The organism is Shinella sp. JR1-6 (assembly GCF_004284735.1).
In the GTDB taxonomy this organism is placed as follows: domain Bacteria; phylum Pseudomonadota; class Alphaproteobacteria; order Rhizobiales; family Rhizobiaceae; genus Shinella.
This window is the reverse complement of sequence record NZ_SHMI01000002.1, coordinates 216,771-238,131: the sequence shown is the minus strand read 5'-3', so window position 1 is coordinate 238,131 and position 21,361 is coordinate 216,771. Positions and strand designations below refer to the sequence as shown.

Genomic DNA, 21,361 nt, shown 5'->3' with positions numbered 1-21,361 from the left:
ACCGCATGAAACTCGACGCCATCGACCTGCGCATCCTGGAGGCGATCCAGGAGAACGGCCGCATCACCAAGCTGGCGCTGGCGGAGAAGGCGGGCCTTTCCCCGACGCCCTGCTGGCTACGGCTGCGCAAGCTGGAGAAAGCGGGCATCGTCACGGGCTATCATGCGCGCGTCGCGGTGCGGCGCCTGGCGCCCGTCGCCAGCGTTATGATGGAAGTGACGCTCGCCAACCACCGCCAGGCGGATTTCGACCGTTTCGAGCGTGCGGTGGCGGCGACACCGGAAATCGTCGCCTGCTGGTCCGTCGGCGGCGGCGTCGACTACATCCTGAAGATCATGGCGCCCGACATCGACGCCTACCAGCGGCTTGTCGACGATCTGCTTGACCGTGAGCTCGGCATCGACCGTTACTTTACCTACATCGTCACCAAGACGGTGAAGGAGGAGACCGCACTGCCGTTGGCAACGCTGCTGCCGGCCCCGGACTGATCGCGACGTAGAGAGATTGTCTACGCGTGGTCGCGGGTTTGGCCAAAGTCTCTGCGGCCAGCCCCGGCAATAGACAATCTTTTGCCCCCGCCTCTGGCAGACTCATGGTCGACACAGCCAGAGGAGGCCGACTTGACCGCCCTATTCGCCCGGACCGTTTTTCACGATGCGCTCGCCCGCCTGAGCGATCCGCATCTGCTGCGCGAACTCTCCTATGTCGGTGGTCGCTGGGTGGCCGGCCGCGACGGCGACAGTTTTGCCGTAACGGACCCCGCCTCCGGCGCAACGCTCGCCTGGGCCGCCGCGCTCGATGCCGGCCAGACGACGGAGGCCGTTTCAGCCGCCGCGCAGGCCTTTCCCGCCTGGCGGGATCTGCTGCCGCAGCAGCGCGCCGAAACCCTGCGCAAATGGCACGGGCTGATCCTTGAAGCGCGCGAGGACCTCGCGCTGCTGATGACGCTGGAACAGGGCAAGCCGCTCGCGGAATCCCGCGGCGAGATCGATTATGCCGCCTCCTTCATCGAGTGGTATGCCGAGGAGGGCAAGCGCCTCAACGCCGAGAGCGTGACGAGCCACCTGCCCGGCGCCGAGATGATCGTGCGGCGCGAGGCGCTCGGCGTCGTCGGCATCGTGACGCCGTGGAACTTCCCCTCCGCGATGATCACCCGCAAGGCTGCCGCAGCGCTTGCCGCCGGTTGCACGGTCGTCGCCCATCCCTCCAGCGAAACGCCGCTCTCGGCGCTCGCCCTTGCCGAACTCGGCGAGCGGGCCGGCCTCCCGGCAGGCGTCTTCAATGTCGTGACGGGCAACGCCGCCACCATTGTCGGCTGCATGAACGCGGACGCCCGTGTGCGCGCCATGAGCTTCACCGGTTCGACGGAGATCGGCAAGCTGATCGCCGGCCAGTGCGCGCCGACCATGAAGCGGCTCGTCATGGAGCTCGGCGGCCATGCACCGCTGATCGTCTTCGCCGACGCCGATATCGACAAGGCCGCGGATATCGCCGTCGGCGCCAAGTTCGCGACGTCCGGGCAGGATTGCCTTGCCGCCAACCGCATCTATGTCGAGCGCCCCGTGCTTACCGCCTTTACCAAGGCCTTCAAGGCGCGCATCGAGGCGCTGAAGGTCGGCGCCGGGCTGGACGCGGATGTCGAGATCGGCCCGCTGATGCACGAGCGCGCCATCGCCAAGGTGGAAGAACAGGTGGCCGATGCCGTCAAACAAGGGGCAAAGGTTCTCACAGGAGGCAAGCGCCACAAGGCCGGCCCGCTGTTCTACGAACCGACGCTTCTTGCCGAGGTCTCCGACGATGCGCTGATCATGCGTGAGGAAACCTTCGGCCCCGTCGCTGCCGTCACGGCCTTCGACAGCGAGGCGGAGGTGATCGCCCGCGCCAACGAAACCGAATACGGCCTTGTCGCCTATGTCGTCACCGAGAACGGCGCGCGGCAGATGCGGCTTGCCCGCGCGCTGGAATACGGCATGGTGGCGGTCAACCGCATGAAGATCACCGGCGGGCCGATCCCCTTCGGCGGCTGGAAACAATCCGGCCTCGGCCGCGAGGGCTCGCGCCACGGCATGGAGGCCTTCACGGAACTGAAATATCTGTGCATCGACACGGCGGCATGATTTTCAACACCTGCCACGGCCCGGAACACGCAAACAGACTGACTTCGAAAGGAAAGACCATGCTCGACAGACGCAACGAACTCACCGCCTGGGATCGCGACCACTTCTTCCACCCCTCGACCCATATGGGCATGCATGCGCGCGGCGAAACGCCGACCCGCGTCATCGGCGGCGGCGAAGGCGTCTACATCACCGATACGAACGGCAAGACGAGCCTAGACGCCTTTGCCGGCCTCTACTGCGTCAATGTCGGCTATGGCCGCACGAAGATTGCCGACGCGATTGCCGAGCAGGCAAAGAACCTCGCCTACTACCACGCCTATGTCGGGCACGGCACGGAAGCTTCGATCACGCTTTCCAAGATGATCATCGACCGCGCGCCCGAGGGCATGAGCCGTGTCTATTTCGGGCTTTCCGGCTCGGACGCCAACGAGACGAACATCAAACTCGTCTGGTACTACAACAATATCCTCGGCCGGCCGGAGAAGAAGAAGATCATCTCGCGCTGGCGCGGCTACCACGGCTCCGGCGTCATGACCGGCTCGCTGACCGGCCTTCACCTCTTCCACAATGCCTTCGACCTGCCGCGCGCCCCGATCCTGCACACGGAAGCGCCCTACTTCTTCCGCCGCCCGGACCGATCGATGGACGAGGAGCAGTTCGCGCAGTATTGCGCCGACAAGCTGGAGGAAATGATCCTTGCCGAGGGCCCGGACACCATCGCCGCCTTCATCGGCGAGCCGATCCTCGGCACAGGCGGCATCGTGCCGCCGCCGAAAGGCTACTGGCAGAAGATCCAGGCCGTGCTCGACAAATACGACATTCTTCTGATCGCCGACGAGGTCGTCACCGGTTTCGGCCGCCTCGGCACGATGTTCGGCTCAGACCACTACGGCATGAAGCCCGCCCTCATCACCATCGCCAAGGGCCTCACGTCTGCCTATGCGCCGCTCTCCGGCACCATCGTCTCTGACAAGATGTGGGAGGTGCTGGTCAAGGGCTCGGACGAGCTCGGCGCCATCGGCCATGGCTGGACCTATTCCTCGCATCCGATCTGCGCCGCAGCCGGTGTCGCCAACCTCGAGCTCATCGACGAACTCGGCCTCGTAGAGAATGCCGGCTCCACCGGCGCCTATTTCCGCAGCGAACTCGCCAAGGCCGTCGGCGACCACAAGCATGTCGGCGAGGTACGCGGCGATGGCCTGATGGCCGCCGTCGAATTCGTCGAAGACAAGGACGACCGCGCCTTCTTCGATCCGGGCAGAAAGATCGGCCCGCAGGTCTCCGCCGCCCTCCTGGAACGCGGCGTCATCGGCCGCGCCATGCCGCAGGGCGATATCCTGGGCTTTGCCCCGCCGCTGTGCCTCACACGCGAGGAGGCCGACACCGTCGTGAAGGCGGCCTCCGATGCGGTAAAGGCGGTTCTCGGCTGAGCCTGACGAAACGGGCAGGCAGCAAAACCCGCTGCCTGCCGCAAAGCCGATACCGGCACAGATCCATTGAGGGCGGGTGGCGAGCGCCGCCCGCCCTCAGCGCGCCGGCCTACTTCCGGTGATGCACCGGTTGGAGGGCGTAGACCGGCGTCGGGATGCGTTCCATGCGCGCCTTCAGCTGCAGGGCGAGATATTGCGAATAGTGGCGCGACTGGTGCAGGTTGCCGCCGTGGAACCACAGCGCCTCCTGCTGCGTCGGCTTCCACATGTTGCGCTGCTCGCCCTCCCAAGGCCCCGGGTCCTTCGGCGTATCCGAACCGAGACCCCAGACCTTGCCGACCGCATCCGCCGTCTCCTGGTCGATGAGATCGGCGACCCAGCCGTTCATCGAACCATAACCGGTCGCATAAACGATGACGTCAGCCGGGATTTCCTTGCCTTCGGAGAGCTTGATGGAACTCTCCGTGATCTCCTCCACCTGGCCGGCGGCGAGCTTGACCTTGCCGTCGATGATCAGCTGCGAGGCGCCGATGTCGATATAGTAGCCGGAACCGCGACGCAGGTACTTCATGAAGAGGCCCGAACCGTCCGAACCCCAGTCCAGCTGGAAGCCGGCCTTTTCCAGCGCTGCGTAGAAATCGGCATCGCGCTCGCGCATCTTGTCGTAGAGCGGGATCTGGAATTCGTGCATGATCCGATAGGGCAGCGAGGCGAAGATGAGGTCGGCCTTCGCCGTCGTCACGCCGTTCGCCAGCGCCTGCTCCGAATAAAGCGAGCCGAGGCCGATATCCATCAGCGTGTCGGAACGCACGATATGCGTCGTCGAGCGCTGGATCATAGTGACGTCGACACCCGCCTCATAGAGCGCGGCGCAGATGTCATGGGCTGAATTGTTCGAGCCGACGACCACCACCTTCTTGCCCTTGTAGCCATCCGGCCCCGGATGTTGAGACGAATGGTGCTGCTCGCCCTGGAAGCGCTCGCGGCCCTTGAAATCCGGGATGTTCGCCTTGCCGGACATGCCGGTCGCAAAGACGAGCTGCTTCGGCCGCAGCACCACCTCCTCGCCGTCACGGTCGACGACGATGGTCCATTCCTTGGCGGCTTCGTCCCATCTGGCGGATTTGGCGGCGGAGCGCGTCCAGTAGTTCAGCTCCATAACCTTGGTGTAGAATTCCAGCCAGTCGCCGATCTTGTCCTTCGGCGCGAAGACCGGCCAGTTCTTCGGAAAATCGATGTACGGCAGGTGGTCGTACCAGACGGGATCGTGCAGGCAGAGCGACTTGTAGCGCTTGCGCCAGCTGTCGCCCGGCCGGTCGTTCTTTTCCAGGATGATGGTCGGCACGCCGAGCTGGCGCAACCGGGCACCGAGCGCAATACCGCCCTGCCCACCGCCGATGATGACGGTATAGGGCTGCTTCTCGTAGCCGAGCATGCGCTCCTCCTCCTCACGCGCCTCCTTCCATGTCTTGGCGCCGACATTCTGGCCGTGCCTTGCGCCGAGCGGGCGGGTGAAGCCGGATTTCTCCTCGTGGCCTTTCAGTTCGGACAGCACGGTGAGAAGCGTCCAGATGAGACCGTTCTTGAAGCGCACCAAGCCGTAGCCGCGCCCGGTCTCCGTCTCGAACGAGATCCAGCTTTCCAGGACACCGTCCGCCTCCGTCGCCGCCTCGCCGTCGGCAACGCGCCAGTTGGAGGGTTTCGCCGTGGAAAGCTGCGATTGCAGCATGTCGCGCACCTGGTCTCGCCCTTCGACGGTCTTGAGGTTCCAGGTGAAGGCGACGAGGTCGCGCCAGTAGCACTCTTCGGCGAAGAGGTTGGCGGCATCGTCGACCCGGCCGGCCTCGAGGGCCGAACCGAGCGTGTCGAGAAGTGTCTGGACGCGCATGGTGGGGGTTTTGTCGAGCATATGTTTCTCCTCCTGCTCAAGTGAAAGACGGGACGGCTCCTCAACCGCCCCGCAAGACGGACCGGCCTAACGGGAAAGGTCGATCAGGATTTTCAGGTGTTTTCCGGCCGGGTCGAGCAGCTGATCGAACCCTTCCGCAACGGCCTCGCCGAGCGAGACATGTTTCGTGACGATACGGCTTGCGGGGATCTGGCCGCTGGCGATCAGCCGGGCGACACGCGGCCAATAGTGGGTCGGGTAGGCCCAGGAACCGCGGATATCGATATCCTTGAAGGTGACGTCGAACCAGTTCAGCGGGTTCTCGCCGGGGTGAAGCCCGGTCTGCACGACAACACCCTGTTTGCGCACGGCATCGGCGCAGTTCTTCAGCGCATGTTCGTTGCCGACGCATTCGATGGCAACATCGCAGCCGACACCGCCCTCCGTCTCGGCGCGGATGACGTCGCCGACCTTTTCCGTCTTCGGATTGATGGTGCGCACGGCGCCCAGCGCCTCGCGCGCCAGCCCCAGCCGCGTGTCGTTGAGATCGGAGAGGAAAATCTGCGAGGCGCCCGCAGCGCGTGCCGCCATGGCGACGAGAATACCGATCGGTCCAGCGCCAGTGACGAGCACACTGTTTCCGGCCGTCACGCCGCCGCGATCGCAGGCGTAGACTGCAACCGCCGTCGGCTCGATGAGGGCGGCCTCCTGATCGCTGAGCGCATCGGGAATGGGCTGGACATTGTAGTCGTTGAGAAGGGCGGCCTCAGCCATTCCGCCGGAGTGCCAGGAAAGGCCGGCAAGCGCGAGGTTGCCGCTGAGATGGAAGAGGCCGCGATCGGCGTAATAGTCGCCCTGACGGGGCATGATGAGCGGCTGGATCGACACCCGGTCGCCGGGCTTCACATGCGCGACGCCCGCGCCGACCGCCTTGACGACCCCGCCGAATTCGTGGCCGAGGATCTGCGGTCCGTGCGCGCCGGTGAAAGGATGCGGCTCCTTCGGCACGAAGATCGGCCCGTAGGCATATTCATGCAGGTCCGTGCCGCAAATGCCGCAAAATCGGTTCTCGACCAGAACTTCACCCGGGCCGGGCGACGGCGGGGCATCGACCTCCTCGATACGCAGATCCTTGGCGGCGTGAAAGCGCAGAGCCTTCATTGTGTTTCCTCCTGTTGTTCTTGCACAGGAAGGTCAGCAAACGCCGTGCCAAACCGAAAGGACGCCTGATTTCACTTTGTTTTCAGATTGTTGCGATGAGAAAGATTTCCCTGCCTGAAGCAATGCAACAGGTGGCGTGCAACAGGTGTTGCAGGTGCCGCGTCAGTTGAGGCGCTTCAGGCGGCGGTGGATGGTGGAGCGGTTGACGCCGAGCTTGCGGGCAAGCGCAGAGACATTGTTGCCGCAGTCGCTGAGCGCCTGGCGCAGTTCCCCGTCATCGTCGGACGCAGCCGCGACCGGACCGGCGAAGAGATGGTCCGGCAGGCAGCCGACATCGATGACGCCGCTCTCGGAGAGCGCCGCAGCAACGCGCAGCGCATTGGAAAGCTCGCGCAGATTGCCCGGCCACGCATGGGTCAGCAGAGCTGCCCGCACTGCCTTGTCGACGCGATAGGTCTCACCGTTTTCCTTTTCGACACGGGCGAGAAGCTGGTCGATCAGCCAGCCGAGGTCTTCCCGCTCGCGCAGGGCCGGCAGGCTGAGGGTCGCGGCATTCAGGCGATAGTAGAGGTCCTGCCGGAAGCGGCCCTCCTTCACGAGATCGGCAAGGTCGCGGTGCGAGGCGGAGAGTACGCGCAGGCGCACCGGGCGCGCCTTCAGCGCACCGACCGGCTGCACCTCGTTTTCCGAAAGCACGCGCAGCAGCCGGCTTTGCAGCGCGAGCGGCATGTCGCCGATCTCGTCGAGGAACAGCGTTCCGTCCTGTGCCTCCTCGATCAGGCCGCGCTTGCCCTTCTGGCTGGCCCCGGTGAAAGCGCCGGGCGCATACCCGAACAGCTCGGATTCGATAAGGTGCTCGGGGATCGCAGCACAATTGACGGCGACGAAATTGCCGCTGCCACCGCAGCTTTCATGGATCGCACGGGCCAGAAATTCCTTGCCGCTGCCGGTCTCCCCCTGGATGAGGATCGGAATGTCGCGCGCCGCCAATTTCGCGGCGCGGGCCTGCACCCGCTCCATGGCTGCATCGCCGTTGCTGAGGTCGCGCAACGCCCTTGGCAGGCGCGGTTCCGGCCTTGTGGGCGTACGCAGGCTGACGGCGGGAGCAACCGCGCTGGCGAAGAGCACGAGGCCGTTTTTCGCACGAAGCAGGCGCTCGCCGTTCGGCCGACCGCGCATAAAACGCGGCAGGTCATCGACATCCATGTCGAACACCTCGGAGATCGGCAGACCGAGAAAATCGCGTGTCGCAAAGCCCCGCATGTTCATCGAGCGGGCAAGCGCGCCGAAGCCACCATGGGTCATGCCGGTGATGCGGCCGGAACCGTCGAGCGCGATGGCGGCATCCGGGTCCACGTCCAGAAACTCCGGCGAGCGGGCAAGGCGCAGCACCCAGTCGTTGCGGGTGCGGGTCATGAGATTGGCAAGCTCGATGCGCCGCGCGGTGGCGGCGGCAAGGTGCAGCGCCAGTTGCTGGCTCGCCTTGACGGTGGGCGAGCGGAGTTGGGAAATATCCAGCACGGCCGTGAGGTCGCCGAGCGTGTCGAAGATGGGCGCAGCCGTGCAGGTCAGCCCGATATGGCTGGCGTCGAAATGATCGTCCTGGTGAATGATGACAGGCTCGCCGGAGACGATGCAGGCGCCGACGGCACAGGTGCCCGCGCGGTTCTCCGACCATTCCGAGCCGAGATAGAGCCCTGCCTTGCGGAGCTGGTTGTCGAAGGTCGGATCGCCCATGAAGTCGACGGTGACGCCGCGCGCATCCGACAAAAGCAACACATAGTTCTGCCCGGCAACCTGGTTGAACAGGCCTTCGAGGCCGGAGCGACCGATGCGGATCAGCTCCTCCGCCTGCTCGCGATGCTCGCGCAGCTTCAGTTCGGGAACGATATAGGCTTCCTGCGCAATCGCCGGGTCGAGCTTGTAGTCGTTGAGGCAGCGCAGCCAGGATTTGACGACCGGCGCATCGCGCGGGCTGACGGCGCCCATGCCGACGCGCTCGATCTCCCGTATGTGCGACAGCGTCGACACCATAAGACATCCTCCCGTGCCCATGGTCGCACAGGAGCCGCCCCGGGACAATCGCCCATAGGTCGGATGCGCAAGCCGGTGCGGGGTGGCGTCAAGCCATCGATGCCAGCCGCACGCGATGGCCGGGCGCGATCTCGGTGAGTGCCGAAGGCACCGGCCGCGTGAAGACATCCGGCGCCACGCTGCCATCGGAAACGAAGCGGCGTCCATCGGGCAGAGCCGCATCCGTCGCGAGCAGGGCCTCGCCCGGGTTCAACGCCGTGTCCGGGTCGGGAATGGCGGCGATCAGCCGGCGGGTATAGGGATGGGTCGGCGTCTCGAAGATCTGCCGCCAGCCGCCCTCCTCCACCACCTCGCCGAAGAACATCACCAGCACCCGGTCGCTCATATGCTCGACCACGCTCAAGTCGTGGCTGATCATGATGTAGGAGAGGCCGAGCTTTTCCTGCAGATCGAGCAGCAGGTTGATGATCTGGGCGCGGATCGAGACGTCGAGGGCGGAGACCGGCTCATCGAGCACGACGATCTCCGGTTCGAGGATCAGCGCGCGGGCGATACCGATACGCTGGCGCTGGCCGCCGGAGAATTCGTGCGGGTAGCGCCCCGCCTGTTCGGGCGTCAGGCCGACATTCTTCAGCATGGCCTCGATACGACCCTCGATTTCCGACGCCGCGGTGATGCCGTGCAGCTTCAGCGGCGCAGCAAGGGAGGTGCGCACGGACTGGCGCGGATTGAGCGAGGCATAGGGGTCCTGAAAGACCATCTGCACCGCCTTCGCACGCTGCATGCGCCCCGGCGCCCCAGGGCCGGCAAGCGGCTGGCCGCGATAGCGGATCGTCCCTTCCGTCGGCTCCTGAAGACCGAGGATGGAGAGGGCCGTGGTGGACTTGCCGCAGCCGGATTCGCCGACGATCGACAGGCACTCCCCCTTGGCCAGGTCGAAGCTGATGCCGTTGACGGCGTGCATCATGCGCCGCCCTGTGCCGAACAGGCCGCCGCCGGAAATCGGAAAACGCACATGCAGGTCGTCCACCTGCAGCAGGGGAGCGGTCATGGCTGGCTCCCTTCCGGCCCGCGCGGGGTGATGAAGCGCGTCTGCGTCAACGTCGAGCGGTCGGCGATGATGCTGTCGATATCGACGAGACGCTGGCGGCCGTGCGCGCTGCGGCTGCCAAGGCGCGGCAGGGCGCCGAGCAGGCCGCGCGTATAGGCGTGCCGGGGATCTTCGAAGAGTGCTCGCGTCTCGTTCTCCTCGACGAGGCAGCCGGCATACATCACGCCGACACGCTGGCAGATGCTGGCGATGACGCCGAGATCGTGGCTGATGAAGAGCACAGCCGTGCCGCGCGCGGCGCAAAGCTCCTTGATTAGCCGCAGCACCTCGGCCTGCACGGTCACGTCGAGCGCCGTCGTCGGCTCGTCGGCGATGAGGAGATCCGGGTTGCAGGCGAGCGCCATGGCGATCATCACGCGCTGGCGCAAGCCGCCGGACATCTGGTGCGGATAGTTCTTCGCACGCCGGTCGGGATTGGGCACGCGCACATTGCCCAGCGCCTCGACGGCGAGCCGTTCCGCCTCGCCCCAGCTCTTGCCCTGATGCAACACGAACATTTCGGCGATCTGCCGGCCGACAGTGGAAAGCGGGTTCAGCGCCGTCATCGGCTCCTGGAAGATCATGGCGATGCGGTTGCCGCGAAGGCGCCGCATCTCGCGCTTCGGCAGGGACAGCAGGTTCTGGCCCTTGAACCGGATCTCGCCACTGGTGACGGCGAGCGGCTTCTTCAAAAGCCCCATGACGGCTAGCGAGGTGATCGACTTGCCTGAGCCCGATTCGCCGACGAGCCCGTAGGCCTCGCCCGGCATGATCTGGAAGGAAACGTCCTTCAGCAGCGGATGGTGGACGGAGCGGCCGAGGGCGACGCCGAGCCGGAGATCCCTGATATCGAGAAGCGGCGCGGTCATGGCTTGCGCGTCCTCATATGCGGGTCGAGACTGTCGCGCAGCCCGTCACCGAGAAGGTTGAAGCCGAGCACGGAGAGAAAGATCGCAAGGCCCGGGAAGATCGCCACCCAGGGCGCGAGCTGGATGAGCTGCCGCGCATCCGTCAGCATCGAGCCCCAGCTCGGGAACGGCGGCTGGATGCCGAGGCCGAGGAAGGAGAGTGCGGCTTCGGAGAGCACCGCGGAGCCCATGCCGAGCGTCGCCATGACAAGGATCGGCCCCATCATGTTGGGCAGGATCTGCGTGAACATGATGCGCAGGTCTCCATAGCCGAGCGTCTGCGCCGCCTGCACGTAACCCTGCGATTTCAGCGACAGCGTCGAGGAGCGGGCGATACGGCAGGTCCAGCTCCAGTTGGTGAGGCCGAGTGCGATGAGGAGCGACGGCAGGCCGGGACCGAGCACGGCCATCACGGCGAGCGCGAAGATCAGCGAGGGAATGGCGAGCATGACGTTGGTGAGGCCGTTCACCAGGTCGTCCCACCAGCCGCCCCAGTAACCGGCGGTCATGCCGAGCGTGACGCCGATGGCCGAGTTGATGACCTGCGAGACGATGCCGACCGTCAGCGAGATCTGTGCACCGTAGAGGATGCGGGTATAGACGTCGCGGCCCTGCGCGTCCGTACCGAACCAGAAGGTGGCGTCGGGCGGCAGTTCCGAGCTCATCAGGTCCGCATCGAGCACCGGGTCGAAGGGCGCGATCCACGGTGCGAGCACGCCGGCGAGGATGACCAGCGTCGTCAGCGTCGCGCCAAGCCAGAAGTTGAAGCCGAGACGCATTCCCGTCACTCCTGCTTGATGCGCGGATCGATCGCGGCATAGATCAGATCGACGGCCGTGTTGATGACGAGGAACCACAGCACGATGACGAGGATCGTGCCCTGCACGACGGGAATGTCGCGGATCGCCACGCTGTCGACCAGAAGCGAGCCGATGCCGGGCCAGGCGAACAGCTTCTCGATGACGACGGCCTGACCGATCAGCGAGCCGAACTGCAGGCCGACCGTGGTGACGATCAGCACCAGCGCATTGCGCGCCACATGCCAGCGCACGACCGTCACCTCGCTCATGCCCTTGGAATGGGCGGTGCGGATGAAATCGGCATTGAGCACATCAAGCACGCCGGCCCGCGTGGTGCGTGCGAGAAGCGCGAGCGGCGTAACGCCAAGCGTGACGGCGGGCAGGATGAGGTTCTGGAACGAACCGTCGCCATAGCCGAAGCTGGGCAGCCAGTTCAGTTGCAGGGCGAAGAGGTACATCAGCAGGAGGCCGAGCCAGAACTGCGGCATGGAGAGACCCGAGACGGCACCGATCATCGTCACGGTATCGAGCACGGAGCCGGGTCGCAGCGCTGCGAGGAAGCCGAGCGGCACGCCGATGACCAAGGCAAAAACCATGGCGGCGATGGCAAGTTGCAACGAGGCCCACATACGGTCATTGATGAGGTCGATCACCGGCTGGCGGGTGCGGAAACTGGTGCCGAGATCGAACTGCGCGAGGTCCGTGACATAGGTCACGAAGCGTTCCATGAGCGGCTTGTTGAGGCCGAATTCCTCGTTGAGGCGGGCGATCATCTGGGGATCGGCGGCGCGCTTGCCATCGGCGAAGAGGCTGGCGGCAAAGGTGCCGGGCACGACGGAGAAGATGACGAAGATCAGCAGCGCCACCACGACGACCGTCGGAATGATCTGAAAGATGCGGCGCAGGGTGAAACGAAGCATGAGCGGTTCCGTGTTGGCCGCCCGCAAGGGCGCGACAATCGATGCGGGGGCGGCAGTCACGCCGCCCCCGAACCCCTCAAGATCTTACTTGCGCGAGTCCGGCGCGGTCTCGTCGATCCAGATCTCGTCATAGGGCTGGACCGCCAGTTCCGTCGCGTTGGGAACGAGGCCGTGGATCCACGGCTGATAGGCCATGACCGCCTTGTTGTAATTGAAGAACCAGACCGGCGCGTCGTCCTGCACGATGTTGTTGGCCTGGCGCAGGAGGTCGTTCTGCTTGGCGGGATCACGCTCCTGCTGGGCCGCGTCGTAGAGCTTGTCGAAGTCCGCGCTCGCATAGCTCGTATAATTGCAGGCCGATTGCGCCGTCTTCGAATGATAGCAGCGCAGCGCGTTCAGCGGATCGGGACCAGAGAGGTTCGACCAGATGAAGGCCTGGAAATTGTTGGTCGTGACAGCCTCGCCGAGCGCCGAGCTTTCCACCGGCTTCGGCTTCACGGTGATGCCGACCTTCTTCAGCATCGGCAGGATGGCCTCGACGATCGGAACGCCCCAGCTTTCATTCGGGCTCGCCGTCACCTCGAATTCGAAGCCGTCGGCATAGCCGGCTTCCGCAAGCAGCGCCTTCGCCTTTTCCGGATCGAAGGCATAGGCCGGCTTGTCCTTGTCGAAGGCCGGCGAGGAGAGCGGCAGCCATCCGGACGCCGGATAGGCCTTGTTCTTGACGAGGCGCTCGATGATCAGCGGCGCATTGATGGCATGGTTGATCGCCTGGCGTACCCGCTTGTCCTTGAAAGGCTCGAAGGCCGGGTTGAAACCGATATTGCGGGTATAGACCTCGGCGACCTCGAGCAGTTGCCCCTTCAGCGCGTCCTCACCCTGATAGGCCTGGTACTGGGTCGGGCCGAGAATGGAGACGTCGATCTCCTTGTTGCGGAAGGCAACGTCGCGCGCGGCATCCTCGGCCATCAGCACGATGTTGATACGGTCGAGGTAGGGCTTGCCCTCCTCGTAGTACTTGTCGAACTTTTCGACGACGACCTGCGAACCCGGCACATGCTCCTTGAAAACGAAGGCGCCGAGGCCGACGGGGGTCTTGCCGAAGCTCGATTCGTCCTCGACATTCGACGGGTAGATGACCGTCGTGTTCTGCATCAGCGGGAAGCCGGGATTGATCGGGCCGGTATAGGTGATCTCCAGCGTGTTGTCGTCGATCTTCTTGAGGCCGGAAATCTCCTCGGCCTTGCCGGCGATATAGTCGTCCGCGCCCTTGATATTGGCGATGAAGCTTGCGCCCGGGAAGGCATTCTTCGGATTGGCGATACGCTTGTAGCTGTAGATGAAGTCGTCGGCCGTCAGCGGCTTGCCGTTGTGGAAGACGGCGTTCTTGCGCAGGTGATAGGTATGGACCGTGCCGTCCTCGGAGACGTCTTCGGAATCCGCCAGCTCCAGCACCGGCTTGTTCTGGATGGAATCCCAGCTGTAGAGCGCGCGGTGGATCGCCTGCGTGATGAACTCTTCCTGCGTGTTCGGGCTCGCCTGCACGTCGAGCGTGGCAAAGCTCGAGCCGTAGGGTGCGGTGAAGACGAGCGTTCCGCCCTGGCGTTCACCGGCGGCAAGCGCCCCGGAGGCCACGCCGAGGCTGAGCATTGCGGCCAGTGTCAGTGTCTTGAGCATGTCGTTCTCCCTCTCGTGCCGTTTTCGGCATCGTTTCGATTCAGTCTGTCAGGCCGTCACCTCGCATCATGCACGACACGGCCTGCAAGCAGGGTCAGCAGGCAACGTGTGCCTGAGAGAATGGTCTTGGGATCCGCGGTCAGAAGATCGTTGTCGAAGACCGCGATATCGGCCCACTGGCCGGGCACGAGCCGTCCCTTCACGCCTTCGGCCTTTTGCGACCAGGCGCCATATTCCGTATAGGCCTGCAGCGCCTCTTCCGGGCTCAGCCGTTCGGAAGCATCCATGACCGTGCCCTTGCCGGTCTGGCGCGTGATCATCGCGTGAAGATTGGGGAAGGGATCGGGCGAGCAGACCGGTGAATCCGAGCCGGTCGATGGCTTCAGGCCGAGGCGCGCCCAGGTACCGATCGGATAGGACGGCTTGCCGCGTGCCTCTCCGAGCACGGAAATGTAACTGTCGCCGAAATCATGAATGAAGGCCATCTGCGGCGCGGGCAGGATGCCGGCCGCCTGCATGCGCGCGTGCTGCGCGGGCGTGGAGAAGCCGCAATGCTCGATGCGGTGACGACGATCGGGATCCGGGTTGGCGGCAAGCGCCTTTTCGTAGGCCGTGATCAGCTGTTCGATCGCGCCGTCGCCGATGGCGTGGCAGACCATCTGGTAGCCGCGGTCATGGCAATCCCGAACGACCGCCTCGACCGTCTCGTCCGGCAGCATCTGCACGCCGATGTTGTCGGGCTCGCCCTCATAGGGCTTCGTCATCCAGGCGGTGCGCCCGCCGGCCGAGCCGTCGAGGAAGACCTTCACGCCGCCGACACGCAGCATGTCGTCGCCGCCCCCCGACAGCAGCCCCGCCCGCCAGGCATCCCCGACGATGGAGACGCCGGGATCACCGAGCAGCGTCAGCCAGACGCGCACCGGCAGGCGGCCGGACAGTTTTGCCATCTCATAGGCCTGGATCTCCGAGAACCCGGCGACATGGCCGACAGCCGCATCCATGCAGCTGGTGATGCCGAAGGAGAGCAGATGCCGCCCCGCCCGCTCGATGCCGTCGATCAGCTCCTCGGTGGTCGCCGGCGGCATGACGGCCTTGACGAGATTCTGGGCGTTCTCCGCGAGAAGACCGTTGAGCTTGCCGTCCGTGATGCCGATGACGCCACCGTCCGGCACCGGCGTCGCCTCGCTGATGCCGGCAAGCTCCAGCGCGCGGGAGTTGGCGATGGAGACATGACCGCAGGCCCGCGTCAGATACACCGGATGATCCGGCGCGGCGCGATCGAGATCCTCGCGCGTCGGATGGCGCCCCGTGTCAAGCTTGACCTGGTCATAGCCGCGGGCGCGCACCCAGCCACCCTTCGGCGTCGATGCGGCACGCTCGGCGATGGCCCGCGTAAGGGCGGCCACCGTCGGCGCAGCGGCGGGCGTCGCGTCGACGAAGCCCATGGCGATGCCGGTCGCGATGAGATGCAGATGATTGTCGATGAGGCCGGGGGTTGCGAAGCGCCCCTCCAGGTCGATCACCTCGGTCGCAGGCCCCTTCAGGCTCAGCATGTCGGCTGTGCTGCCGGTCGCCAGAACTTTGCCCTGCCAGACGGCGAGGGCCTCGCTGATGCCTTCTTCCCGCCCCCGCCAGATCCGGCCGTTGATCAGGATGCGGTCAGCCTCAATTCCGAATGCCATGCACAGCTCCCCCTGTCGGCACCGGCGAACCGGCGCCTATTTCCTCCACACGCAACGTGAAAGGTTGCGGCGGCCTTGGCCAATTCGCTTTTGGCACGACCCCATGCGAAATCGGCATACCTATTTCGATTGAATGACTTATGATCGCCTTTGCCGCGCAGAAGGCACCGGAGGGACGGGTGAATGGAGATCAAGTGGCTGGAGGACTTCGTGACGCTGGCCGACACGTCCTCCTTTTCGCGCGCCGCCGAATTGCGCAATGTCACCCAACCGGCTTTCAGCCGCCGCATCAAGCAGCTCGAAGGCTGGCTCGGCGCCACGCTGATCAGTCGCGCCACCATGCCGGCTGAACTGACGCCTGCGGGGCGCAACTTCCTGCCCGTCGCACAGGAGGCGATCCGCACCTTCTATGCGGCTCGCGAAGCGCTGCGCCCCTCGCATGAGCCGGGCCTCATCCGCTTTGCCGCCCTGCATACGCTGACGGTCACCTTCTTTCCGCGCTGGCTGAAGACGCTGGAAGGCGCGGGCGGCACCTTCAGCACATCGCTCATCCCCGACCGTGGCGGCATCGAGGCCAATCTCGATGCGCTCGTTGGCGACGAAGCGGATTTCTTCCTCACCTATGCCCATCCGGAGGTGCCGTTCCATCTCGACCGCGGGCAGTTCGCTTCGCTGACGGTCGGTCAAGACCGGCTGATGCCGCTCGTATCGGCGGAGATCACGATTGCGGGCCAGGTGCAATCCGGACACAATCTCCTCGACCGCGCCGTCGCGCAGCCGCGGCTCGCCGTTCCCTATCTCAGCTACGGCTTCAATTCCTTCTTCGGCGTCGCCCTGTCGCGCCTCCTCCTGCGCCGCCCGCCCTTCCGCCGGCGCACGACGCACGAGAACACCATCAGTGCCGGCCTGATGAACATGGCGGTAACGGGCGCCGGCCTCTGCTGGCTGCCGGAAAGCCTTGCGCGCGAGGAGATGGAGGCGGGACGCCTCGTGTCGGCCTCGGCGGACGAGGGCTGGAACCTCGACCTCGAAATCCGTCTCTACCGCCATGCGGCTAGCCGGACCGGCAAGGTCGAGGATTTCTGGCGCGCGGCGCGGCAATTTCTGGAAGCAGCGCCTGCCGAAATCAGACCTTCAGGAAGAGCAACGCCCTGAGGATTTCCGAAAAATCCCTATGCTCGAAGGCGACGGCGCGAGGACCGTGCGCCTTGGCACCGGGATACCATGCGGCCCGGTACGCCTCGGTCGGCGTGCTGAACTCGATCACCACCTCGTAGTGATCCGCCTTCGCAGGCAGTGCCTGTGCAAAATCGCCCGACAGCGCTGCCGCCACGCCTTCACGGATGAGGCGACGCGACCAGGCGGGCGAGATGGATGTCGAGGCACGGCCCCTGCCATCCAGCGTTTCCACCGTCGCAAGGCCCGGCACCATGGCCCGGGCCTCGGCGCAGATACCCACGTCTCCCGCGAGAAACACGGAAGGCACACCATAGCCGGCCGCACAGAGCGTGTTGAAGGTGAACTCGGACGCGACTTCGCCATTCAGCAGCAGGCGCGAGATGCGCAGGTTGGAGGTGTGCGCCAGCGGATTGACCTCCGTGCCGGCCTTGGAATGGTAACCCGTATAGATCGCGGCGGCGAAACCGGCGTCGATGCCGAACATCATTTCGTCCGGGTGGCCCGACCAGCCGCGCACGATGCGGGCGTAATCGGGCAGGCGATCAAGGATGAGGTTGCGGCCGCTGTCATGGGCATCCTTGATCACCACTTCCGTGGCACCGGCGGCGCGCGCGCCCTCGCAGGCGGCAACCACCTCGCCCGTCATCAGCGCGCGGAACTCGGCCCAGTCCGGATGAGTGCGCTCGGCCTCGTTCCAGTGGGCAATGCCGGCGGTGCCTTCGATATCGGCGGAGATGAAGACTTTCATGATGCGGGGCTCTCCTTCAGCCAGTCCGTGAGGGCGGGATAGATGCGGCCGTTCCGTGCCGGCGTGGCCGGCGCGGCACACAGCGCGTTCAGCACCGCCTCTTGCGTGGTCTCGGCAGCGGCGCGGAAGGCGATGTCGATATAGCTGTCAGACAGCCGTTGCTGCATGGCGACGGGCGCGGCCGGATCGTACTCGACCGGATCGGCCGTCGTGAAACAGAGGACAACGTCGCCGCTGCCATGGCCCCAGAAGGCGCCGAGCCGGGCAAGCCCGGCCCCGCCACGCCGGGCGACGCGCTGCAACTGCCTGTCCCCCAGCGGCAGGTCCGTCGCCATGACGACGATGACCGAGCCGCGCTCGGGGCTTGCCGGCACACGCGGATCGGGCCGGCGGCCATCCGGCAGGACGAGATCGCCAGCCGCGCCGAAATTGGCGAGGACCAGCGTGCCGAGCGTGAAATCGTGCTTGCCGATGCGCATCAGCCGCGACGCGGTGCCGATCCCAGCCTTGAAGCCGAAGGCGGTCATGCCGGACCCGGCGCCGACCGCCCCCTGCTCGACCGGCCCCGGACGCGCGGCGTCAAGAGCGGCATCGACATCGGCGGGCGTCACGCCGAGGGCCTGGATATCGTTGATGCTGCCGTCGTTGCATTCGCAGACCAGCGCATTGACGGTCGAGGTTTTCCGCCCGATCGCCGGATTGGCGCCGATGGCGCGGCGGATGAGCGCCTCGGTGCAGGCCGCAACGCCAAAGGTGTTGGTGAGCAGGATGGGCGTCTCGATCGTGCCGAGCTCGGCCACCTGCATCAGCCCGGCCGACTTGCCGAAACCGTTGACGATCTCGACCGCTGCCCGCGGCTTGACGCGGAAGAGATCGCCCGGATGCGGTACGACGGCCGTCACGCCGGTGAAGAGGCCGTCCCCGCGCAGCGAGCGGTGGCCGACGGCGACCCCGGCAATATCGGTGATGGCATTGCCCGGCCCCGGCTCCAGCCGCCCCTGCGGGATCAGGCCCAGTTCGCGCGCCGTGTTCATGTCCGCCCCTTCCGGCATTCCAGTTCTTGAAAAGATGGTTCTTTTTCAACGAGCAACCATAAGCCGCCTCGCCGGGCATGCTCTAGACCGAAACGCCGGCCGCTTCCAGATAGAGCGCCTGCAACACCCGTGTCCGGGGTCCGGGTTTTCCATCGCCGATCACCCGGTCGCCGATACGCACAACGGGCATGACCAGGCTGGAAGCGGAGGTCTGGAAGGCCTCCGCCGCATCCTGCGCCTCTTCGGGCGTGAAGGCGCGCTCCTCGATGCGCAGGCCCTCGGCGGCGCAGAGGCGCGCAAGGGCGCGCTGGGTGCAGCCCGGCAGCGTGGCCTGCGAGGCGGCGCGCGTGAGGATGCGACCATCGGCGGTGATGAGATGGGCGGTCGAGGAGGCGCCTTCCGTCACCAGCCCGTCTTCCACCAGCCAGACATCGTCGAAGCCACGGGCCCGCGCCGTCTGCTTGGCCATCACCTGCCCGAGCAGCATGGCGGTCTTGATGTCGCGGCGCTGCCAGCGCGGATCAGCGGCCAGATCGACCGAGATGCCGTTCTGCTGGGCCTTTGTCCCCGTCAGGGTCTTGGCCTGGGTGAAGCCGACCAGCCGCGGCGTCAGAGTGGCAGGGTAGAAGAAGTCGCGATCCGCCTCGCCGCGCGAGACCTGCAGATAGACGGTGCCGTTCTGCAGGGCGTTGCGGGCGATCAGTTCCGCCTGAATGGCCTCGATTTCCGGCCGGCCGAGCAAGAGGGCAATGCCGAGCTCCCTCAGCGAGCGTTCGAGCCGGGCGAGATGCAGGTCGTTATCGATCATTCGTCCGGCAATCACCGCCGTCACTTCGTAGACCGCATCACCGAACAGGAAGCCGCGATCGAACAACCCGATCCTGGCCTCCTCCTCTGCTACGAATTGACCGTGGACGTAGACGATCCTGCCCATCTGTTCCTCTTGCTTGCGCCGGTTGCCTTTGGCGCGGAACATTGGTGCGACTTGCCGCGGCTGACCAATTCAATTTGGGCAGGATCCTATGCAAAAATCGCCTGAGGTCTTGTTTTGCAATATGTTAGGCGGCGTCAGTTGCGCCGGACATAGCGGATCCCACGGGCCAGCCAGCAGCCGAGCACCAGACCCGTGATGTGTCCGGCCGCATCGCGCTCAGCCACCAGCGTCCAGTCCCCCGGGGCCGGCGCATCCATCGAGCGACGGGTCACGACGAGCCAGACATCAGGACCGGCCGGCCAGACGATTTCGGGCCGGCCCGTGCCGAGGAAGCCCTCAGCCCAGAGATAGGTCCCGCCGTCACGGCATTCGATGACGATGTCGGCCTCCAGTTCGGGGGAGCGGTAGCGGCCCGCAAGACGCGCGTCGCCGACCGCCGGCGCCGATGCGACCGGCACCAGCCTCTCGGCGTAGTTTTCCTGTGCGCGCTGCATCAGGAGGTCCTCACCGGCACGGGCGACCTTGACGGACGAAGAGGCAAGACTGCCCTCCTCCGCCTCCAAAAGGCTTTCCGGCGACGTGCCGAAGCGCAGTGTCGCCGAATCAAAACCTGGCTCCAGTCGCGCAAGAAGACCGGTCTCGCGACTCATCCATTGACCGCCCCAGCGCTCGCCGAGCGGCTTGGAAGCGGGATGCGGCAGGCCGAACGCGGCGCGCAGCAGCCGATGCGCCGCCCCATGCGCATCGCCGTGATGGTTGAACATCACCACGACAGAAAGCCGCGCCTCGGCCGAATAGGCCCGGAAGGCCCGGAACCCGCGCAAGGCGCCGCTGTGGCCGGTGAAGGCGACATCAGCGACACGCGAATGCTGCAGGCCGAAACCATAGGAGGCGGCCGCCCCATCGCGGAAGGTCTGCGGCACGGCAATCTTCCGGTAGAGGCTGTCCGGATCCCCGCGTGTCGCATCGATCCAGCGCTCATAGGCGAGCATGTCGTCGAGCGAGGCGGAAATGCCCGCATCACCGCGCCAGTAGATACCGTTGTCCGCCGGCAGATAGCCGGTCGCGTCACTGCCCTCGTAGCCGACCACGCCGTCCTCCGGCTGGCGGGTATCGGCGGTCAGCACGGCACCGGCCATGCCGGCCGGCTCCCAGATGTGCCGTGCGTAGAGCGTCTCAAGCGTGTCGGAGGAGAACTCCTCGAGAAGATCGGAGAGGAGGCGGAAATTGCCGTTGCTGTAGGAATAACGCGTACCTGGCGCAAAATGCCCGCTGCGCATACGCCTGAACGCCGATGCCGCATCATCACGCGAAAAGGCCTGCTCGGCTCTGGCACCGTGCAGCACGGTCAGCGCCCAGTAGTCGCGCAGGCCCGACTGGTTGTTGCAGAGGTCACGCACCCGCGGCAGCGGACCGTCGAAATTCGGCAGATGCGCGGCGAGCCGGCCATCCAGGGCCTCCGGCGCACCGCAGGCGGCCAGCATGGCCGCGCAGGTGAACTGCTTGGAGACCGAGCAGATCGGCAGCCGCGTGCCAGCCGTCATCGATCGCCGCGCGTCGAGATCGGAGAAACCCCAGGAACGAAGGGCGACAATCCGCCCCTCGCTGACCACACCGGCAACGCCGCCCGGCCCCGGAAAGCGCACGGCGAGTGCATCCATTTCCGCTTCGAGCCGCTTCTCGTCGATCATGCCCTGCCTGCCTTCCGTTCCCGCCCCGCCCGGCGCCTGCCCTGCGGGGATCGCTGCGAATCTTT

At 65.5% G+C, this 21,361-nt stretch carries 17 protein-coding genes; 4 read left to right on the top strand and 13 right to left on the bottom strand.

Going from position 1 to position 21,361, the window contains the following annotated elements; genetic code table 11:
- The first annotated feature begins 5 nt into the window (after positions 1–5).
- From EXZ48_RS03810 to EXZ48_RS03800, 3 genes are all read left to right on the top strand, one after another.
- Entirely contained in the window at positions 6–488 is a 483-nt protein-coding gene (locus tag EXZ48_RS03810; protein WP_023516072.1) for an Lrp/AsnC family transcriptional regulator, read from the top strand.
- A 132-nt stretch (positions 489–620) separates the two neighbouring features.
- Positions 621–2,117 (top strand): NAD-dependent succinate-semialdehyde dehydrogenase, encoded by a 1,497-nt coding sequence (locus EXZ48_RS03805; protein ID WP_130514375.1) that lies wholly within the window; start codon positions 621–623, stop codon positions 2,115–2,117.
- A 59-nt stretch (positions 2,118–2,176) separates the two neighbouring features.
- A complete protein-coding gene (locus EXZ48_RS03800; RefSeq protein ID WP_130514374.1) occupies positions 2,177–3,550 on the top strand; it encodes an aspartate aminotransferase family protein in 1,374 nt (457 codons plus the stop codon).
- A gap of 109 nt (positions 3,551–3,659) precedes the next feature.
- On the opposite strand, the gene EXZ48_RS03795 is transcribed toward EXZ48_RS03800, so the two are convergent.
- The 9 genes from EXZ48_RS03795 to EXZ48_RS03755 all read right to left on the bottom strand — a co-directional run bounded on the left by EXZ48_RS03795 (position 3,660) and on the right by EXZ48_RS03755 (position 15,710).
- Positions 3,660–5,459 (bottom strand): NAD(P)/FAD-dependent oxidoreductase, encoded by a 1,800-nt coding sequence (locus EXZ48_RS03795; RefSeq protein WP_130514373.1) that lies wholly within the window; start codon positions 5,457–5,459, stop codon positions 3,660–3,662.
- Between the two features lie 66 nt (positions 5,460–5,525).
- On the bottom strand, positions 5,526–6,599 hold the full coding sequence (locus EXZ48_RS03790) for a 2,3-butanediol dehydrogenase (protein ID WP_130514372.1): 1,074 nt from the start codon (positions 6,597–6,599) through the stop codon (positions 5,526–5,528).
- Positions 6,600–6,761: 162 nt separating this feature from the next.
- Positions 6,762–8,633, bottom strand: a complete 1,872-nt coding sequence (locus tag EXZ48_RS03785; protein WP_130514371.1) for a sigma-54-dependent Fis family transcriptional regulator — start codon at positions 8,631–8,633, stop codon at positions 6,762–6,764.
- An 88-nt stretch (positions 8,634–8,721) separates the two neighbouring features.
- Complete coding sequence (locus tag EXZ48_RS03780) at positions 8,722–9,684, bottom strand: ABC transporter ATP-binding protein (RefSeq protein WP_130514370.1); 963 nt, start codon at positions 9,682–9,684, stop codon at positions 8,722–8,724.
- Positions 9,681–10,592, bottom strand: coding sequence for an ABC transporter ATP-binding protein (locus EXZ48_RS03775; protein ID WP_023513453.1), 912 nt, complete (start codon positions 10,590–10,592; stop codon positions 9,681–9,683). The genes EXZ48_RS03780 and EXZ48_RS03775 overlap by 4 nt, the downstream gene beginning before the upstream one ends.
- Positions 10,589–11,410 (bottom strand): ABC transporter permease, encoded by an 822-nt coding sequence (locus EXZ48_RS03770; RefSeq protein ID WP_023513452.1) that lies wholly within the window; start codon positions 11,408–11,410, stop codon positions 10,589–10,591. The genes EXZ48_RS03775 and EXZ48_RS03770 overlap by 4 nt, the downstream gene beginning before the upstream one ends.
- A gap of 5 nt (positions 11,411–11,415) precedes the next feature.
- On the bottom strand, positions 11,416–12,351 hold the full coding sequence (locus EXZ48_RS03765; protein WP_130514369.1) for an ABC transporter permease: 936 nt from the start codon (positions 12,349–12,351) through the stop codon (positions 11,416–11,418).
- Positions 12,352–12,435: 84 nt separating this feature from the next.
- Positions 12,436–14,028 carry an ABC transporter substrate-binding protein gene (locus tag EXZ48_RS03760; protein WP_050744761.1) on the bottom strand — a complete coding sequence of 531 codons (1,593 nt, stop codon included), beginning with the start codon at positions 14,026–14,028 and terminating at the stop codon, positions 12,436–12,438.
- Positions 14,029–14,084: 56 nt separating this feature from the next.
- Positions 14,085–15,710 carry an amidohydrolase gene (locus tag EXZ48_RS03755; protein WP_130514368.1) on the bottom strand — a complete coding sequence of 542 codons (1,626 nt, stop codon included), beginning with the start codon at positions 15,708–15,710 and terminating at the stop codon, positions 14,085–14,087.
- Between the two features lie 183 nt (positions 15,711–15,893).
- Between EXZ48_RS03755 and EXZ48_RS03750 the strand changes: the two genes are divergently transcribed.
- Positions 15,894–16,865 (top strand): LysR family transcriptional regulator, encoded by a 972-nt coding sequence (locus tag EXZ48_RS03750; RefSeq protein ID WP_130514367.1) that lies wholly within the window; start codon positions 15,894–15,896, stop codon positions 16,863–16,865.
- On the opposite strand, the gene EXZ48_RS03745 is transcribed toward EXZ48_RS03750, so the two are convergent.
- The 4 genes from EXZ48_RS03745 to EXZ48_RS03730 form a co-directional block, all read right to left on the bottom strand.
- On the bottom strand, positions 16,837–17,637 hold the full coding sequence (locus tag EXZ48_RS03745) for a M55 family metallopeptidase (protein WP_130514366.1): 801 nt from the start codon (positions 17,635–17,637) through the stop codon (positions 16,837–16,839). The genes EXZ48_RS03750 and EXZ48_RS03745 overlap by 29 nt on opposite strands.
- The gene (locus tag EXZ48_RS03740; protein ID WP_130514365.1) at positions 17,634–18,671 is read right to left on the bottom strand and encodes a P1 family peptidase; all 1,038 of its coding nucleotides are present in this window, start codon (positions 18,669–18,671) and stop codon (positions 17,634–17,636) included. Before EXZ48_RS03740 ends, EXZ48_RS03745 begins: the two co-directional genes overlap by 4 nt.
- An 82-nt stretch (positions 18,672–18,753) precedes the next feature.
- Positions 18,754–19,605, bottom strand: a complete 852-nt coding sequence (locus EXZ48_RS03735; protein WP_130514364.1) for a D-amino-acid transaminase — start codon at positions 19,603–19,605, stop codon at positions 18,754–18,756.
- Between the two features lie 134 nt (positions 19,606–19,739).
- Positions 19,740–21,296: a D-aminopeptidase gene (locus tag EXZ48_RS03730; RefSeq protein WP_130514363.1), complete on the bottom strand. Its 1,557-nt coding sequence runs from the start codon at positions 21,294–21,296 to the stop codon at positions 19,740–19,742.
- Positions 21,297–21,361: the final 65 nt, after the last annotated feature.